The following is a 16,904-nucleotide window of genomic DNA, read 5'->3' on the forward strand; positions in this document are numbered from 1 at the left end:
AAAAATCCCGAAGTTTTGTGGATACTGGTTTCTCTAACTTGCTGATTTAGCCCTTCATACCCTAAATCAGCAACGCCAAATCAGCCAGTCAGCACGAGATGAGGCGCTTAGTTGGAATCAGTTACTTCAAGAGATTGCCCATCAACTAGATGGCTGTTCGGTAAAGCGAGTTCACCAGCGCATTAAAGAAGAAAAGAGGCTGATTGTGCTAGACAATGCTGAAACCGCACAACTTGAGGAGATTTTACCCAAACTTAATGAAATGCTTAACCCTAGTCGGGTATTACTAACCAGTCGCTTCCAAACCAATGCTTCTTATGTTGGACTGATTAATATTCCGCCCTTGCAAGAGAACTGCTCTTACCAGTTGTTGCAAGATGAAGCTAAATACAAAAATGTACCTGCACTACTGCAAGCAAACACAGATAGACTTCAACAAGTCTATCATTTATCTTGCGGTGCTCCGCTTGCATTACATTTTATCGTTGGGCGTGTCTTGGACGATGGGATATTGGAGCCAGTGTTGTCGGCACTAGAACAAGCTAGCGGAGATGTTGAAAAAATTTACGAGTTTTCCCTAAAAACAGCTTGGCAGCGAATTAGTGATGTAACTAAGAACGTACTCCGTTACATGGGGGACTCTGATGCAGGTGTGACTTGGGAAGAATTGTCTGGTGCTAGACAGGTACAGGAATCAGACTGGATCGTAACGCGGAGCGAACTGGGGCGGTGGTATTTGATTGAAAAGGAAACAGATGCCAAAGGTAAACTGCGATATAACTTGCATCCTTGGGTAAGACGCAGCCTGCGAGGAGGATTGGTGGATAAGTGGCAACTGTCACTTCAGGAATTGGAACAGATCGCAAAATGGAAATTTGGTATTGATATATAGATAGACTAGTTAAATAGTAATTATGACTGCAGCATCTGACCTTAGTATAATTGAAGAAAGAAAAAATCTTTTTAGTTTTTTGCAATTATGTCAAGAAAAATGCTTATCACAGAGTCCCGAAAGCATTGGAGCATTTAAACTCTTGATGAAGGTATGGAAAGAAGCAAGCGATCAATTCTGGTATTTGGGATACTGGAATGACTTTTACCGTTGTGGAAATATCGCCCTGATAGCTGCTAAAACTTTAAACGATCTGGCGGCTCAAGGTCAAGTATTTTGTGAGCTAGGATGGGTTTGCATGGAGTGGAAAGACTATGTAACTGCCCAAAAATACTTTGACTTAGCGCTGCAAAACTTTCAAGCTATAGGGAATGATTTAGGGCAGTGCAGCTCCCTGCGCTATTTGGGAGTCCTGTCATATCGTCAAAAGAATTTAGATTCTGCCATAAAATTCTATTATAAAGCTTTAAAAATTGTTGGTGATGAGCGCTATAAAGCTCCCGAAAGTTTACAGTATGAGTGGGCTATACACGAAGCATCTCTGCATAATCTCCTGGGGTGTTATTATCTCAAAGTCGGTTTAATTTTTGAAAGTTATCATCAATTTAATGAATCTATAAAAAAATTTGGCAACCTTGGCGAAATGTCTCGTTATTACCAAGCTGTACCATTACTAAACTTAGGAAGATGGCATTTTAAACAAGGAGATTATGAAAAAGCTAGACAATATTACCAGGAATGTTATCAATTCAGCAAAGATGTTAATCGTCCTGACATGGTAGCGAGTGTTTTTCTAGAGATGGCTAAGTTAGAAGAGGTAGAGGGCAACAAGGAAGAGGCTATAAAACTTGCAGGTGAAGCCGAGCATATTGCTGGTACTGAAATTACCTCTGTACGGGAGCAAGCTGCTATTTTCAAGGAAAAATTGCTGTCAAAGACAATCTTTTGACCCTGGAATAGTGAGACTATACCGGATTGACTCTATTTCTATATATATCAGGAATAAGATTTACCTACTCACCCAAAGCCTGCCGCTGAGCCTCCAACAATTCCTGAATCCCGATTTCTGCCACATCCAAAATTTGATTTAACTGACTCCGGCTGAAACTTCCTGCTTCCGCAGTACCCTGAATTTCGATGATATTCAAATCTCCATTCATTACCACATTACAATCAATTTCAGCCGCCACATCTTCAACATAATTCAAATCTAAAAACGGCTCGCCTTCCAAAAGTCCCACAGACACGGCCGCCACTTGACGAATAATGGGCGATCGCTCTAACTCACCTTTTTGCACCAACTTGTTCAAAGCATCAGCCACAGCCACAAACCCGCCAGTAATTGAAGTCGTGCGAGTCCCAGCGTCCGCTTGCAAAACATCCGCATCCACAAGTATGGTGCGTTCCCCCAATAGTTGCATATCCAAGCACGATCGCAAACTGCGCCCAATCAACCGCTGAATCTCTTGAGTGCGTCCCGATAATTTCATAAATTCCCGCTCTTGTCGCTGCGGCGTAGAACCAGGCAACATTCGGTATTCCGCTGTCAGCCAACCTTGTCCGGTATTCTCCAGAAATCTCGGCACTCCCGGCTTGATTGTAACGCTGCAAAGTACCTGAGTATCCCCACTTTTTGCTAGCACCGAGCCGCTAGCAAATTTGGTAAACTGTCGATCGAAACTAATCGGACGAAGTTGATTTGGTCGTCTGCCATCTGGACGCTGGAAAGACATAATATTTAGGTGATGGGTACTGGGTAATTGGAATTAAAAATTGAAAATTTGGTATTAATCTTCCGGTCTTTTTGGATTCGTTAAATATGCAGTCATTCAATCTAAAATGTAAAATCTAAAATGCTATGAGTATTGACCTTTAGCCTCGATCAATTGGAGAATATCCTGCTGGACTTGTTCAGGCGATCGATCGCCATCCACAGTTAACAGTTTGTTGCGGTATTCATAATACTCTAAAAGAGGAATAGTGCGTTCGTGGAACAAATCGAGGCGACGCTGTAAAATTTCAGGGTGGTCATCCGATCGATCGCGCTCGATCGACCTGCTCAGCAAAACCTCGATCGGCACTTTCAGCCAAACTGCCCAATCTAGCTCCTGCGCCAACTCCTCTAATAAAAAATCCAACTCCTCAGCTTGAAAAGCAGTTCGCGGATAGCCCTCCAACACCCAGCCATTAAAGACATCCCACAGCAGCAGCCGGCGGCGAAAGAATTCAATCATAGTGGCGTCGGGAACTAATTCCCCTCTTTCGACATAAGACACCGCCCGCTTGCCTAAATCTGTGTCTTCTGCGATCGCCTCCCGTAGAATGTCCCCCACAGCCAGCAAAGGAAGGCTCAAATTGCTGCACAGTAGTTCAGCCTGAGTTCCCTTTCCCGCTCCTGGCCCTCCCAGAATCACCACTCTCACAGTCCCTGCTCCTAGTGCCGCGACATTCAAAATTTTACGCGATGTGTGTACCTTTTCTTGAAAGCCCTGGACGCAGCAAGACTCTCATCACCTAGGTTTTTCACCCTATAACTGTATAAATGTCAAGCTTCGCGCCGTATTTTGGTAAAAAACCCCGTTTCTGTGTAAGTGCTAATTGAGTTAAAAAATCGCACAAACGACTGCGAATGCCACTGCAGCTAGCTTTTGACAACTTGTATATCTAGTGTTCGATCCGATGTGCACTCGGCCCCGTACACTATATATTGTCAAGCAGGCTTCAGCCACGCCAAGGTCGGAGCTGCACTCAAGACTTAGTTGCTGATTAAATATTGCCCTATGGTTGCTCAGTTACAAACCCCTAAACTAAATTTAAACCACAGCTTGCCCTACACAGTTCAAGGGCTGGTGCAAGTCTTTACAGGCCCGCACCGCTGCTTTTTTACCAGTGTCATGGCTCAGGCCCTCCGAATTGCAGGACAGGGAGCTCCCGTGCTAGCGGTGCAGTTCCTCAAAGGGGGAATTAATCAAGGGCATCAGCATCCGGTGCGGCTGGGGCAAAATTTAGATTGGGTGCGCTGCGATTTGTCACGCTGCATTGAGAAGGCCGATTTAGATGAGCTGGAGACGCGAGCGATCGAACAATTGTGGCAGTATGTTCAAAATGCAGTGCGCGAAGGTCGTTATTCCTTAGTTATTCTCGATGAATTGAGTTTAGCGGTTAATTTGGGCTTGATTCCCGAAGCCGAAGTGGTGGCATTGATTGACAACAAGCCGCATCATTTGGATATGATTTTTACCGGGCCATCCATGCCGCAAAGAATTTTGGATGTAGCCGACCAAATTACTGAAATTCGCCGCAGTTAAGGACAATGATTCAAGTTGCGATCTCCTTTTTAGCGGTCGCATTTTTTATGTAAAAAAATAGGCGATCGCTTAGCTCAAAGAGCGATCGCACGCTATCAATTTAGCAGCGACGTTACGATTGAACTACCGGATCGAACACAACAGTCAATCGATCGGCCGGCACCATCCGCTTGAGAATTTTCAAGTGACCGTCTGCATCAGACCAACTGCGAAACTCACCCACAACAACCTTTTCCACATTTGGAAGCGAGCGAACTATAGTCCACGGCTTGAGACGTTTTTCTTGCAACATAATATATATCTCCTTGGTAAATTGGAGCCAAAGCCAGTCCCCATGCTTTGGCAGGGCCGAGGACTGGCTTTTGACTTTGTAAACTTGCCCTTCTCTAAGAACATAGCACAAAAAAAATAGTTTGTGATTATATCTTATTTTCCACTTTCTTTATACCTAATTCCTACATGACAAATGATTAAACTAAAAACTTGTTAATTCTTTAATTCGCAACTCAAAACTATTTCATGACTAACACTTGGACTACACTTGGGGTGCAGCGTGACTAATAAATTCTGCCTTCTACCTTCTACCTTCCCTTTACAAATCCCGCCGCGACAGCAGAAACCAGATCCCACCCAAACCCAAAACACCGCACAAAACCCCGCCTTCCCATCCAAAAACAGTCCCCCCCGGCAAATGTCCAGGCTTTGCCTTAGAAGTAAAATTCAGCTCCGAATAGTATACCCACTGGCTGTTAACCCGCCAGCCCACTCGATCGCCAAACTTCTCCCAAACTGTAGCATCATAAACACCAGCCTTTCCTCCCGACTTTACCCACAAACCCTTTTGCACAGAAAAACCAAATCTGCGGTGACTGTGCCGCACCCAAAGTTGATCGATAGTCTGCAAATCCTTAGCTGGAAACTTCCTAATATCTTCCTCGCTCAAATAACCCCGTGAAACTTGCTGCATCACCTCCAGCATTTTCACAGAAGTTTCCTCATCAGCACCCCGCCAATTTTTAGCCGCCAGCAGCCTTGCCAAGTGAGAATAATCAATACCTTTTTCGGACTCTAAATTCACAGAAACTAGCGGAGGATCAGTCACCGGTTGAGTCGGCACCGAAGGACTAATGACAGTTGTTTGCTGCGACTTTTCGAGCACAGGGACAATAACAACAGGAGGTTTTAAAGCATCCAAAACTTCGACAGCCGATTTGTAGCGATCTTTAACATATTCCTGAATCAACTTATCCAAAACCTGACCTAAATCCTGGCTAATTTGTGTTCCTTTCGGCAAAGCCTCCCTCCAAAGCCACCGGCCTTCAAGCGGATCGTAAAGGTCATCGTGAATGTCCCCATAGATATCCAGGTAAGGCATAACAGAAGTCAGCAAGCGAATGCAAGTCACCCCCAAACTATAAAGGTCGCTAGCAGGAACAGCCCTACCGTGACGCTGTTCTAGAGCCGCGTAGCCGGGAGTTCCCAACTTAGTTCCCGTTTTGGTAGGAGCAGCAGCTACTACCTGTTTAGAAACCCCAAAATCTATCAGCACTAACTTACGATCGCGAGATCGGCGGATCACATTCTCAGGTTTAATATCGCGGTGAATTACATTTCTGTCGTGAACAAACTTCAATAAAGGCAACAAATCTAACAGCAGTTCGCAAGTTTTTATTTCGCTATAAGCACCGTACTTTTCTAACTCATCCTTTAAATTATAGCCATCAATAAACTCTTGCACTAAATACAAGCGCCCATCTTCCTCAAAATAAGAAATTAACTGAGGAATTTGCGGGTGCTTCAGTTCGTATAACCGCCTTGCCTCTTGTTCAAACAGCCGAACATATTTTTTAAAATGACCGGGCTTCCGCTGAAACTCTTGAGGGGGAGACAACTGTTTAATCACGCACAATTCCTCAAATTTTCCATGATTAACAGCTCGGAAAGTCCTGCCAAATCCCCCATCGCGCAGCGGTTCAGTTGCTGCATAAAGGTCTTTTAGCAGCAGCTTTGAACCACAATGAAGACAATACTTTGTGCCTGGTGGGTTCTGACGCTTGTCTCTTGGGCAATCGAGATTAAGGCAGTATGTCATATATTAAAAAAATGCGAACAAAATTATACTCAGGGTTTTATATTATTCAAGAGTCCGATCGCGAGCTGGTTTTTGTAGAGGCGAAACCTCGAACCTTACGGAGGCGGCCGCCACCCTCGCGATCGGAGGGGGCGCTCTCGCCAGACTGCCCCTGAGCAAGTATAACTCTCTTAAGGGTTTGACCTCAAACTCGAAGTCCACATCTAACCTTAGACTCCGAGCCGTGCAATACATTTGATTTAGCGGTCAAATAGCCCCTAGATCAAACAGAAATAGTAATTTATTACCAGCCCCGTGGCCTCTGCAACGCCAAAAAAACTGAGGATTCCGCCTGAGATATAATTTTATTGTCAGAGAGAAGCACACTAACGGGAGCCACAGGTTCCGTCAAGTTCGATATACTTTAATATTTTACCAGTATAATTTTTAACTTAACCAGGCATAATTAACAATCCAAAAATCCCCAACAAATGCACGTTAAAATCAATACTAGCTTCCTCGATCGCAATCCGAGCCAGACCAGACACTTAGCCAGTTTTCCCTGTTTCCTTTTTTCAGCTATTACCAGTTACATCTAATTCGATCGGTCTACTTAATTAGGAATCGCCAGTGACACCAAAACTACAGCCCTCTCCCACTCCAAAATCCCGCAAAAAATCACCAAAAGTACCCTGGTTTGAGCGGTTCATGGCACTGGTCGCCCTAGGAAATTTAAGCCTAGTATTATTTGACCTAACTTACGTCCCCGGTCGAGATTTCTACTTCCGGCAAGTGCCAGTTCTAACTCAAGTATACGACCCATTTAAAGGAATTAAACCCCACCGAGACACGCAGCAATATCTGGAAACCTTAGAAGAATTAAAAATTCAAGTAGTGCAAACAGGGTTGCCCTCTCCCCAAGTAGCAGCCAAATTGCAGGAAATAAACAATCTGAGCGCGAAAATGATCGACGAAGATCCCTTTCGAGTAGCATCAAAAAGTGGCACCCTAGAAAAAATAAAAGACCGGATGCGCGATCGCGTCCCGAATCCGCAAGACTCCGCTAAACAATCATTCCAAAGATTCTGGAGCCAAGACTATTTAAACAAACAAGGCTGGCAAAAAGAAATCAAGTGGTTTGACGCCAAAATCAAGCCATTAATCGCCACCAACTATTACCGCGAGATTGGAGAAAACGGCGAATTCATCGATAACTTTTGGCAAATCGACCTGCCATTTATTGCCATATTCGCGATCGAATTTCTAGCCCGTACCTACTTGATCACCCGCCGCCACCGCAGCGTCACTTGGCGAGCCGCCATGCTCTGGCGATGGTACGACATCTTCCTGCTGCTCCCATTCTGGCGCCTGTTGCGAGTATTACCCGTCACAATTCGCATCCACCAAGCCAAAATGCCAGATCTCCAACCCATACGCACCCAAATCAGCCGAGGTTTCGTCGCCAACTTCGCCCAAGAATTGACCGAAGTTGTAGTAATTCAACTCATCAACCAGATGCAACAATCAATTACCACCGGCGAACTAACTCGTCAACTCTTTCAATCCCAAAAACAGCGCTATGTAGACATCAACAATATCAATGAAATAGAAGCGATCGCCACCCATCTCGTGCAAATAACCGTCTACAAAGTCCTCCCCCAACTCCAGCCAGACCTAGAAGCCCTCCTCCGGTACAATATTGAAACCTTCCTCAAACAATCCCCCCTGTATGAAGGATGGAAGCAAGTACCCGGCCTGGGAAACCTGCCCGGACAGCTAGCACAGCAATTAGTTGCAGAACTCTCCAAATTAGTCACCCTCGGCCCCCAAGATGCCTACGAAGCCTTCAAAATCGCCAGCGAAGACCCCATAAGCATCAAACTCTCAAGCCAGCTAGTCCAACATTTCGGGCAAGCTTTAGGAACCGAACTGCAACAGCAGCAAACCTGGCAAGAAATACAACTGCTGTTGTGCGACTTCCTAGAAGAGTTCAAAATCAATTACATTCAGCGGTTGAGCGAAGAAGACTTCGAGAAAATTTTAGAACAAGCCAAAGAACTGCAACGGATAGCCCCGCGTTAGGGCGTGTCATCACTCGGAAGTCCCCAAACCGTTCGGGCAAGTCTCCCCAGGCGATGCCCGCTGGGTAGCGGTACAACACCGCTTCCACGAACAACCGATTGTAGGCCGACTGTCCCACCCACATAACCTTCACGTCGGCGCAACAAATTTTTGATCCTTTCCCACTGTTAATCCCGTAGGGCATAACGGCGGCTTGTCATGCTGATCGAATCCTTCTAGTCGGCTGTATCTCTCCTTTACCTTCCTTTACATCAACTGATGACAAACCCTAGCCTCTCGGATTTGAAGAACCTTAAAATCCTTGGCAGCCCTCTGTTCACCTCTAGTACCAAATTCACTATTAAGCTGAGATAGTTTCCCAGAATTAAAAGAATAGCCCTAACCCTCTTTTGTGTCATAATCCCCTCTGCCCCACCGCTCTACTTATTTTTTTCTTCCCCAGTTAGCAATTAGCAATTACCCTGCTGTAACTCCTGCAAATGAAACTTGCTGGAATTGTAAAGTTTCCTGTGCGATCGGCATTCTCTACGAGAGTCATCTGCACAGTTGTGCATCAAATCTTCAGCGCGGTAGTGAGTTAGACCGCCGTTACGGTTCTCAGCGGCCTGGCGTTTCATGTTTTTAGCGAGAAAGGTCAATTTTTTGAGACGTATATTATATCAATATATATGTAACTCAGATGAAACCCTACTTTTTAGAGTCAATCTGTAAAGTAAAGTTAAAAACTACTACAAATAGCTGTAAACCAGGTAATCTATTAGATATGATTGCTAACTGGTTTCCTCAAGACCAAAAATATTTACAAATGCTATAAAAAAATAAGGTCCCTCCGTATCTTTAGTCAGCTATTATTATAACGATCTCAGAGAAAACACGTAAGTAGCGATGCTTGTTTAAGCAAGTTACTGCCTCAAACTTTTCAGTAACTATTATAGATTGCTTTTCAATATATATTTCCTCAGCCTCATTTCACTAAATCTACTGATATTTTTCCGCCAACTGGTTACCCCAGGAGTAACACCAATCAATGTCACAGACCTCTCCAACCACTTTCTTGTCAAACCGTTCTCACAAGAAGCTGTCACTTCGCCTGATTTTAGTATTGCCATTCGTCGTGCAAATCTTTGCTGCCGTCGGGCTGACAGGCTGGCTATCCTTACGCAACGGGCAAAAAGCAGTCAACGAAGTGGCCAGCCAGTTGCGGAGTGAAATTACGGCCCGCATCCAGCAGCAGCTCAACACATACGTAGATACAGCCCCTCGCGTCAATCAACTGAATGCCAATGCCCTTCGACTAGGATACTTAAATCCCGACGAATTGGAGAGTACGGAACGCTATTTGTGGGAGCAAATTCAAGCATTTCCTTCTCTACCCAATATGGGTTTTGCTACTAAAACTGGAGAATTCATTGCCATTGAACGCCAAGAGAATGGCAAAGTAGTTTTTAAAATAGCAGACAAAGAGCATCGGAATGAACTTCATATTTATGAATCTGATAGCAAAGGCAATCAAACGAAGCTCTTAACAGTCTCCCGCAACTACAATATACTCAGCCGTTCATGGTATAAAGACAGTGTACGCTTAGGCAAGCCGACATGGAGCGAAATTTTTTCACTTACAGGTCAGAAAACGCTCTCGCTTCCTGCCGGACATCCAGTTTATGACGACAGTGGCGAACTGCGCGGGGTATTCGTTGCTAATTTTCTGATCTCTTTCCTCAGTGACTTCCTGCACAGCTTAAACATCGGTCGATCGGGACAGACATTCATTATGGAACGTTCTGGACTCCTAGTAGCCAGTTCAACTCTCAAAGAAGCATTTATCACCAACAATGGCAAACTCGATCGCCTGAATGCTTTAGATAGCACAGATGATTTAATTCGGCTGACTACAGCACATTTAAAAGAACGCTTTGGCAACCTCACTAAAATTAGCAAATCTCAGCAAATAGATTTTACGATCGCCGGCCAGCGACAATTCCTCCAAGTTATGCCCTTTCAGGATAGCCGAGGATTGGACTGGCTGATTGTCGTCGTAGTTCCTGAAAGCGATTTCATGGATCAAATTAACGCCAATACCCACACTACCATTTTGTTGTGTTTGGGAGCCTTGGCGGTGGCTACCGTTTTGGGAATCTTAACCGCACGCTGGATTACCAGCCCGATTCTCCGTTTGAGCGCAGCTTCTAGGGCGATCGCCAGTGGCGACTTAAAGGAAAAGGTGCAGGTAAAAGGCATAGAGGAACTAGAAGTTTTGGGTCAGTCTTTCAACCTTATGGCACAACAGTTGCGCGAATCCTTTGAGGCGCTAGCCAAGACCAATTCCGAGCTAGAAATCCGAGTAGAAGAACGCACTGCTGAACTCACGGAAGCCAAACAAATCGCTGATACTGCCAACCAAGCTAAAAGTGAATTTTTAGCGAATATGAGTCACGAATTGAGAACGCCACTCAATGGAATTTTAGGATACGCTCAAATCCTAGAACGCTCAAAAACGATGGCTCCGAAAGATATCCAAGGCATCAGTATTATTCACCAGTGTGGTTCCCACCTGTTAACCCTGATTAATGACATCTTAGACCTCGCTAAAATTGAAGCTCAGAAATTGGAACTGTACGCGAAAGATTTCCATTTTCCTTCCTTTTTGCAGGGAGTCGCGGAAATCTGCCGCATCCGAGCCGAACAAAAAGGAATTGCTTTTGTTTATCAACCCAGTTTAGAAATTCCTGCTGGCATCTACACTGACGAGAAACGCTTGCGACAGGTACTAATTAACTTACTGAGCAATGCAATTAAGTTTACAGACTCAGGACGAGTGACTTTTAAGATAGAAAATCTGGAAAAGGGGACAGGTGAAAAGGTACAAACCAATGAGCAAAAGCCAGCCTCACCAATTCACAAAATTAGGTTTCAAATTGAAGATACTGGCGTGGGTATGACACCCGAACAATTAAAAAAAATATTTTTGCCTTTTGAACAGGTAGGAGACAGCAAGCGTCAGGCGGAAGGAACCGGACTCGGTTTAACAATTAGCCAGAAAATTGTCGAAATGATGGGTAGTACAATTCAAGTAAAAAGTCAGTCAGGAGTCGGCAGTGTTTTTTGGCTAGATTTGGATTTACCCGAAGCGGCAGACTGGGCAAATACAGCCACGGTTGCCAAGCCAAGAAAGTTGGTTGGCTACCAAGGTAGAAAGCAAAAAGTTTTGGTTGTGGATGACAAATGGGAAAACCTCTCGGTCATTGTCAATCTCCTAGAGCCCCTCGGCTTTGAAGTAACAGAAGCTAAAAACGGTCAAGAGGGTTTAGAAAAAGTAGAAGAGTTTAAGTTCGATTTGATTATCACTGACTTAGTGATGCCAGTGTTAGATGGCTTTGAGATGATGCGCCGTATCCGAAATTTGCCACACTATAAAGACGTGGCAATCATTGCTTCCTCTGCCAGTGTATTTGCTACCGACCAACATAAAAGTTTGGAGGGAGGAGCAAACGATTTTGTCGGTAAGCCAGTGCAGGCAGAAGAGCTATTTGAGATATTGCAAAAGTATTTAAAAGTTGAATGGATATATGAGGAAGAAAAGAATGAAAAAATCAGCACTATTCCTTTTTCATCAGATGCTCAATCACTTACTGAATCGAAATCTGTAGTGGCTCCCCCGCCAGGAGAAATTGAACTTTTATTTGAACTGGCGATGAGAGGCAACGTGAAAGGAATTGTGAAGCGCAGTGAGCACCTAGAGAAGTTAGATCGGCAATTTGTGCCCTTTGCTGTTGAGCTGCGCCAGTTAGCCCAAGGCTATCAGGTCAAAAAAATCAAAGAGTTTATTACATCCCACAGGGTAGAAAAAGAATGAAGGCAGCAAATATGGAAACAAGTAGCATCTTAATCGTCGATGACAATCCTAGCAATCTTGACGTGCTTTCTGAAGCTTTAGCTGGTTCAGGATGGGAGATATTGGTAGCAACTGATGGCGAAACTGCCATAGAACAGGCTGAATATAGTCAGCCTGATTTGATTCTGTTAGATGTGATGATGCCAGGAATTGACGGGTTTGAAACCTGTCATCGGTTGAAGGCAAGTCCGTTGACGAACGAAATTTCCGTAATTTTTATGACCGCTCTTTCTGACATAGGAGATAAGGTCAAAGGCTTTAATCTAGGGGCGGTGGATTACATTACTAAGCCCTTTGAACAAAAGGAGGTGTTAGCTCGCGTCAACCTCCATTTAAAACTGCGTTCTTTGACTAAAACTCTCGCAGAGCAAAACCTAATGCTGAAACGGGAAATTGAAGACAGGCTCGCAGCAGAAGCAGCGTTACATCAGCTCGCACAGGAGCTAGAAAAACGGGTGGAAGAACGAACTGCTGAACTTTCTCAAGCTTTGGATAATCTTAAAAAAGCTCAAGTGCAAATCGTTCAAAGTGAAAAGATGGCTTGCCTTGGTCAACTTGTAGCTGGGGTGGCTCACGAAATTAACAATCCAGTTAGTTTTATCTCCAATAATATCCCTATTGCCAAGGAATATATTGCCGATTTGATCGGGATGGCTCGGCTGTGCCAGCAAAGCGTTACTGCGACATCCGAATTTGAGGATAAGTTCCAGGAGATGGAGTTAGACTTTATTGTTGAAGATTTGCCCAAAATTATTGATTCAATGGCGGTAGGAACAGAGCGCCTTTACAATCTTTCTATGTCACTGCGTAATTTCTCTCGGTTGGATACATCGGCACTAACGCCAGTGAATATTCACGATGGGCTAGATAGTACCTTATTAATTTTAGGGCATCGACTGAAACCTAAAGGAAGTTTTCCAGGAATTGCAGTGATTAAAGAGTATGGGGAATTGCCGCTAGTAGAGTGTTATCCGGGGCAACTTAATCAGGTATTTATGAATATATTGGCGAATGGAATTGATGCTTTAGAAGAGTCTACGATCAGTTGTCCGCTGTGCGGGGAAAAGAAACAGGGCAATGACACTCCACAGATTCGGATTTGCACTGAAATGCTTCAGGATGACAGAGTGGTGATTCGGATTGCTGATAATGGGGTTGGCATAACTCAGGAAGTAATGCAGCATTTATTCACGCCGATGTTTACTACTAAATCAGTAGGTAAAGGGACAGGTTTAGGTTTGTCTATTAGCCGTGAGATCGTAGAACGAAAACATGGTGGTAAGCTGACCTGCATTTCCTCGCCAGAATGGGGGGTAGAGTTTGTAATTGAGCTTCCCATTCAGCATTAGTAATGGGAATTTTTTAGGGTGAATCTTAGTTTGGCTGTTTTGTCAATATACCGTTAATTTGGCGATCGCCCATGTCGAATCTACCCATCACCATCACTGTCAAGCTCTTCACCCCCTATCAAGAAGCAGAGGGCTTGTCCCAACTGAAATTAGAATTTCCTAAAGAAACTCCCGTATCGCAAGTCCTAGAACGCCTGAGTGCCACTGCGCGCCTGTTCTAGGATCGATCGCACCGGCTTCGGTATCAACCAGGAATTTGCCCTCGCCCCACCCCACTGCAAAACGGTGATCGAGTCGTCCTTATTTCCCCTGTCAGCTCTCCCCTTCTGCCCTCGGACAGTCCGCCGATGCCGGTTCGGTTTGTCACCGGGCGGGCGATCGAGCTAAACTGAGAACTGAGGCCTCCCTTCGATCAGAAGAAGTCCTCAAACTTCTTGGAAGAAATTGTTTTACCTAGGAGTGGGTCAAGCCCACTTTTTTTGTTGCATTAGTCGCAGGAAAAGAGCTCAGGGCGTCTGACTTGCAAGTTGAGGACTGATTTAGTAGGGGTACACCCCCGCTTGAGATCCCCTGCTGGGATGTTGGGTAAGTCCCAAAGTTGAAGACGAAAGTCGCAGCCACCTAATCAAACCACCTCAAAGCCAAGCAATCTCAACACCAAATTTTTCCTTGCCCGTGTCCGAGTTTAGGAGTTTTAACTGAAGTATTCGATATGACTCATCCCCTAATCCCACAAATCATAGACTTAGCTACCCCCGTTGCGGAAACACTGGGATTGGAAGTAGTGGGAGCAGTGTTTCACACCAACCAAAATCCTCCCGTCTTGCGGGTAGACATCCGCAACCTCCAACAAGACACTGGTTTAGCCGACTGCGAGCGCATGAGCACAGCCCTCGATGCTGAGTTAGAGGCAGCCGACATCATACCCGATGCCTACGTGCTAGAGATTTCCAGTCCCGGAATATCCCGATTGCTCAGCAGCGATCGAGAATTCATTACCTTTAAAGGTTTCCCCGTGACAGCCACAACCACCGAACCGGACTCGCGAATCAAAGAGTGGAAAGGACTACTCCTGGGCCGGGATGAAACAGCGGTTTATCTCAATCAAAAAGGGCGACAGGTTAAAATTCCCCGCCCTCAGATTGTCAAAGTTGAACTAGACGAAGGAAAAAAGATGTAAAGGGAAATTTTGAGTTTGGAGTTTGGAGTTTTGAGTTTTGAGTTTTGAGTTTTGAGATTGCCTCGCAGCAAGCTGAAAACGCTTGGCTGCGAGTTAATTTTTAACAATCATATCTGTAGCAGCGGGTTGAATAGGAATAACAAATAAATTGTTAGAGCACCGAGTTCCCCTAATCCTATCCAGTAACTCATCACTCCTCTGTCATCACTTCTGCTTGAAATTTTCCCATTACCAATTACCGATTACCAGTTACTTATTACCACAGCAAAAAAGGAGTGTTTTATATGTCAATGGTTCCCCTGCCCGGACTAAAAGAAATGGTCGAAGGTATTAGCAAAGAACGCAATTTACCCAAACACGCCGTCCAAGCAGCCTTGCGAGAAGCCCTGCTCAAAGGATACGAACGCTACCGCCGTACCCAAAAACTCGATCACTTCAGCGAAGAATACTTCGACAACTTTGATGTAGAACTCGACGCAGAACAAGAAGGTTTCCGCGTTTTAGCCAACAAAACTATTGTCGAAGAAGTCATCAATCCCGATCACGAAATCTCACTTTCTGAAGTGCAAGAAGTAGCCACGGAAGCTCAGCCTGGGAGCATCGTGCTCGTAGACGTAACACCAAATCAAAAAGAATTTGGTCGCATGGCCGCCATCCAGACCAAACAAGTTCTCGCTCAAAAACTGCGCGACCAACAGCGCAAAATGATTCAAGAAGAGTTTAAAGATTTAGAAGAAACTGTTCTTCAAGCAAGAGTGCTCAGGTTTGAGAGGCAGTCGGTAATTTTAGCAGTTACCAGCAGCTTCGGTCAGCCAGAAGTAGATGCCGAACTCCCTAAGCGCGAACAGTTGCCCAACGACAATTATCGGGCCAACGCTACATTCAAGGTTTATCTCAAAAAGGTAGGCGAAGGCTCTACTAGAGGGCCGCAGTTACTTGTTTCTAGAGCCGACGCAGGTTTGGTGGTTTACCTGTTTGCTAACGAAGTACCAGAAATAGAAGACGGGGTGGTGAGGATTGTCGCCGTAGCCAGGGAGGCAAATCCGCCATCCCGGCACGTCGGCCCCCGGACTAAAATAGCAGTTGATACTCTCGATCGCGACGTAGACCCCGTAGGAGCCTGCATCGGAGCGCGGGGATCGCGGATTCAGGTAGTAGTCAACGAATTGCGCGGCGAAAAAATCGACGTGATCCGCTGGTCTCCAGACCCCGCAACTTATATTGCCAACGCTCTGAGTCCCGCTAGAGTAGATGAAGTGCGTTTAGTTGCTCCAGAAGGCAGGAGAGCTCACATTTTGGTCGCTGAAGACCAACTCAGTCTTGCCATTGGCAAAGAAGGTCAGAACGTCCGCCTCGCAGCCCGCCTAACCGGTTGGAAAATCGATATCAAAGATATTGCTAAGTACGATCGCGCCGCCGAAGACAGCAAATTGGCAGCAGAAGCAACTAGGCTCGAAGAACTAGAAGGCGACTACGATGCAGACGAAGCGGGCGACTACGACGGCGACGAGGAAGCCGCAGAATTTGAGGAAGAGGAGGCAGCCGCCACGGAGGAAACCGAAGCCGCAGTCTAAAAACTGTGACATTTACAAGATTTTCTCTCTTCGGGAGACCAGGAGGACTTGTCCCCTACTCCCCCCTCTCCCCCTACTCCCCCTCTCACAAGAAATGAAACCGAACTACCGGTGCTGTGCAAGTTGTCGAAAAATAGCTCCTAAGGAAGCTTTTTGGCGAGTAGTCAGGCTCTATCCTTCTCATCAGGTACAATTAGATCGTGGCATGGGCCGTTCTGCTTACCTTTGTCGGGAAGCAGAATGCCTCAAAGCAGCTCAGAAAAAAAATCGACTTGGGCGATCGCTCAAAGCGCCTGTGTCTGACGAACTGTACCAAACACTTTGGCAGCGTTTAGCCACATCTGACTGTACATCTTACTCTGGCCGGGCCGGACGAAAAACCGACAATAGTTCGGTATCGACTGTATAAACCCTCTTGGCAGCCCTACCAGTAATTACCGGTAGCGCCAGCTATAAAACCCCAATCCGATCTGCCCACCAGTCTGGAAAGATTTGTGTCAGATTAGATAAGGGTAGGGTACTAGCAGAGGTATCCTCAAGGTGGAAAGGCAAACTT

Annotated in this window: 15 protein-coding genes and 1 pseudogene; 10 read left to right on the forward strand and 6 right to left on the reverse strand. The window is 45.3% G+C overall.

Features of this window, described 5'->3' with window-relative positions:
* Positions 1-205: 205 nt before the first annotated feature.
* A complete protein-coding gene (locus QUA47_RS22365; RefSeq protein WP_333432366.1) occupies positions 206-892 on the forward strand; it encodes a hypothetical protein in 687 nt (228 codons plus the stop codon).
* Positions 893-914: 22 nt separating this feature from the next.
* Positions 915-1,841, forward strand: coding sequence for a tetratricopeptide repeat protein (locus QUA47_RS22370; protein ID WP_333432367.1), 927 nt, complete (start codon positions 915-917; stop codon positions 1,839-1,841).
* Between the two features lie 64 nt (positions 1,842-1,905).
* Here QUA47_RS22370 and rph read toward each other — a convergent pair whose 3' ends face one another.
* The gene (gene rph / locus QUA47_RS22375; protein WP_333432368.1) at positions 1,906-2,625 is read right to left on the reverse strand and encodes a ribonuclease PH; all 720 of its coding nucleotides are present in this window, start codon (positions 2,623-2,625) and stop codon (positions 1,906-1,908) included.
* Between the two features lie 123 nt (positions 2,626-2,748).
* Entirely contained in the window at positions 2,749-3,315 is a 567-nt protein-coding gene (locus QUA47_RS22380) for a nucleoside monophosphate kinase (RefSeq protein WP_333432386.1), read from the reverse strand.
* Between the two features lie 357 nt (positions 3,316-3,672).
* Here QUA47_RS22380 and QUA47_RS22385 point away from each other — a divergent pair, with 357 nt between their 5' ends.
* Positions 3,673-4,200 carry a P-loop NTPase family protein gene (locus tag QUA47_RS22385; RefSeq protein ID WP_333402333.1) on the forward strand — a complete coding sequence of 176 codons (528 nt, stop codon included), beginning with the start codon at positions 3,673-3,675 and terminating at the stop codon, positions 4,198-4,200.
* Between the two features lie 112 nt (positions 4,201-4,312).
* On the opposite strand, the gene QUA47_RS22390 is transcribed toward QUA47_RS22385, so the two are convergent.
* Entirely contained in the window at positions 4,313-4,492 is a 180-nt protein-coding gene (locus QUA47_RS22390) for a hypothetical protein (protein WP_006633030.1), read from the reverse strand.
* Positions 4,493-4,792: 300 nt separating this feature from the next.
* A complete protein-coding gene (locus QUA47_RS22395; RefSeq protein WP_333432369.1) occupies positions 4,793-6,292 on the reverse strand; it encodes a GUN4 domain-containing protein in 1,500 nt (499 codons plus the stop codon).
* Positions 6,293-6,901: 609 nt separating this feature from the next.
* On the opposite strand from QUA47_RS22395, the gene QUA47_RS22400 reads away from it, so the two are divergent.
* Positions 6,902-8,353 (forward strand): hypothetical protein, encoded by a 1,452-nt coding sequence (locus tag QUA47_RS22400; RefSeq protein ID WP_333432370.1) that lies wholly within the window; start codon positions 6,902-6,904, stop codon positions 8,351-8,353.
* Positions 8,354-8,366: 13 nt separating this feature from the next.
* On the opposite strand, the pseudogene QUA47_RS22405 reads toward QUA47_RS22400, so the two are convergent.
* Both QUA47_RS22405 and QUA47_RS22410 read right to left on the reverse strand, forming a co-directional pair.
* A pseudogene (locus QUA47_RS22405) lies at positions 8,367-8,508 on the reverse strand (IS5/IS1182 family transposase); the annotation flags it as partial.
* 294 nt (positions 8,509-8,802) lie between these two features.
* Complete coding sequence (locus tag QUA47_RS22410; protein ID WP_333432371.1) at positions 8,803-8,970, reverse strand: hypothetical protein; 168 nt, start codon at positions 8,968-8,970, stop codon at positions 8,803-8,805.
* A gap of 410 nt (positions 8,971-9,380) precedes the next feature.
* On the opposite strand from QUA47_RS22410, the gene QUA47_RS22415 reads away from it, so the two are divergent.
* From QUA47_RS22415 to QUA47_RS22440, 6 genes are all read left to right on the forward strand, one after another.
* Positions 9,381-12,206, forward strand: coding sequence for an ATP-binding protein (locus QUA47_RS22415; protein ID WP_333432372.1), 2,826 nt, complete (start codon positions 9,381-9,383; stop codon positions 12,204-12,206).
* Positions 12,203-13,594: a response regulator gene (locus QUA47_RS22420; protein ID WP_333432373.1), complete on the forward strand. Its 1,392-nt coding sequence runs from the start codon at positions 12,203-12,205 to the stop codon at positions 13,592-13,594. Before QUA47_RS22415 ends, QUA47_RS22420 begins: the two co-directional genes overlap by 4 nt.
* Positions 13,595-13,665: 71 nt before the next feature.
* Positions 13,666-13,815: a thiamine S protein gene (locus QUA47_RS22425; protein WP_333432374.1), complete on the forward strand. Its 150-nt coding sequence runs from the start codon at positions 13,666-13,668 to the stop codon at positions 13,813-13,815.
* 491 nt (positions 13,816-14,306) lie between these two features.
* Entirely contained in the window at positions 14,307-14,774 is a 468-nt protein-coding gene (rimP, locus tag QUA47_RS22430) for a ribosome maturation factor RimP (protein ID WP_006633025.1), read from the forward strand.
* 284 nt (positions 14,775-15,058) lie between these two features.
* A complete protein-coding gene (nusA, locus tag QUA47_RS22435) occupies positions 15,059-16,348 on the forward strand; it encodes a transcription termination factor NusA (RefSeq protein ID WP_333432375.1) in 1,290 nt (429 codons plus the stop codon).
* Between the two features lie 94 nt (positions 16,349-16,442).
* Positions 16,443-16,757 carry a YlxR family protein gene (locus QUA47_RS22440; RefSeq protein ID WP_006633023.1) on the forward strand — a complete coding sequence of 105 codons (315 nt, stop codon included), beginning with the start codon at positions 16,443-16,445 and terminating at the stop codon, positions 16,755-16,757.
* Positions 16,758-16,904: the final 147 nt, after the last annotated feature.

This window comes from Microcoleus sp. MON2_D5, assembly GCF_036701905.1.
Taxonomy (GTDB): Bacteria; Cyanobacteriota; Cyanobacteriia; order Cyanobacteriales; family Microcoleaceae; genus Microcoleus.

Bases quoted from the DNA above. Each gene is read 5' to 3' on its own strand.
- QUA47_RS22370 (WP_333432367.1), top strand. From the start codon at position 915: ATGACTGCAGCATCTGACCTTAGTATAATTGAAGAAAGAAAAAATCTT.
- rph (WP_333432368.1), bottom strand. From the start codon at position 2,625: ATGTCTTTCCAGCGTCCAGATGGCAGACGACCAAATCAACTTCGTCCG.
- QUA47_RS22385 (WP_333402333.1), top strand. From the start codon at position 3,673: ATGGTTGCTCAGTTACAAACCCCTAAACTAAATTTAAACCACAGCTTG.
- QUA47_RS22390 (WP_006633030.1), bottom strand. From the start codon at position 4,492: ATGTTGCAAGAAAAACGTCTCAAGCCGTGGACTATAGTTCGCTCGCTT.
- QUA47_RS22395 (WP_333432369.1), bottom strand. From the start codon at position 6,292: ATGACATACTGCCTTAATCTCGATTGCCCAAGAGACAAGCGTCAGAAC.
- QUA47_RS22410 (WP_333432371.1), bottom strand. From the start codon at position 8,970: ATGAAACGCCAGGCCGCTGAGAACCGTAACGGCGGTCTAACTCACTAC.
- QUA47_RS22415 (WP_333432372.1), top strand. From the start codon at position 9,381: ATGTCACAGACCTCTCCAACCACTTTCTTGTCAAACCGTTCTCACAAG.
- QUA47_RS22420 (WP_333432373.1), top strand. From the start codon at position 12,203: ATGAAGGCAGCAAATATGGAAACAAGTAGCATCTTAATCGTCGATGAC.
- QUA47_RS22425 (WP_333432374.1), top strand. From the start codon at position 13,666: ATGTCGAATCTACCCATCACCATCACTGTCAAGCTCTTCACCCCCTAT.
- rimP (WP_006633025.1), top strand. From the start codon at position 14,307: ATGACTCATCCCCTAATCCCACAAATCATAGACTTAGCTACCCCCGTT.
- nusA (WP_333432375.1), top strand. From the start codon at position 15,059: ATGTCAATGGTTCCCCTGCCCGGACTAAAAGAAATGGTCGAAGGTATT.
- QUA47_RS22440 (WP_006633023.1), top strand. From the start codon at position 16,443: ATGAAACCGAACTACCGGTGCTGTGCAAGTTGTCGAAAAATAGCTCCT.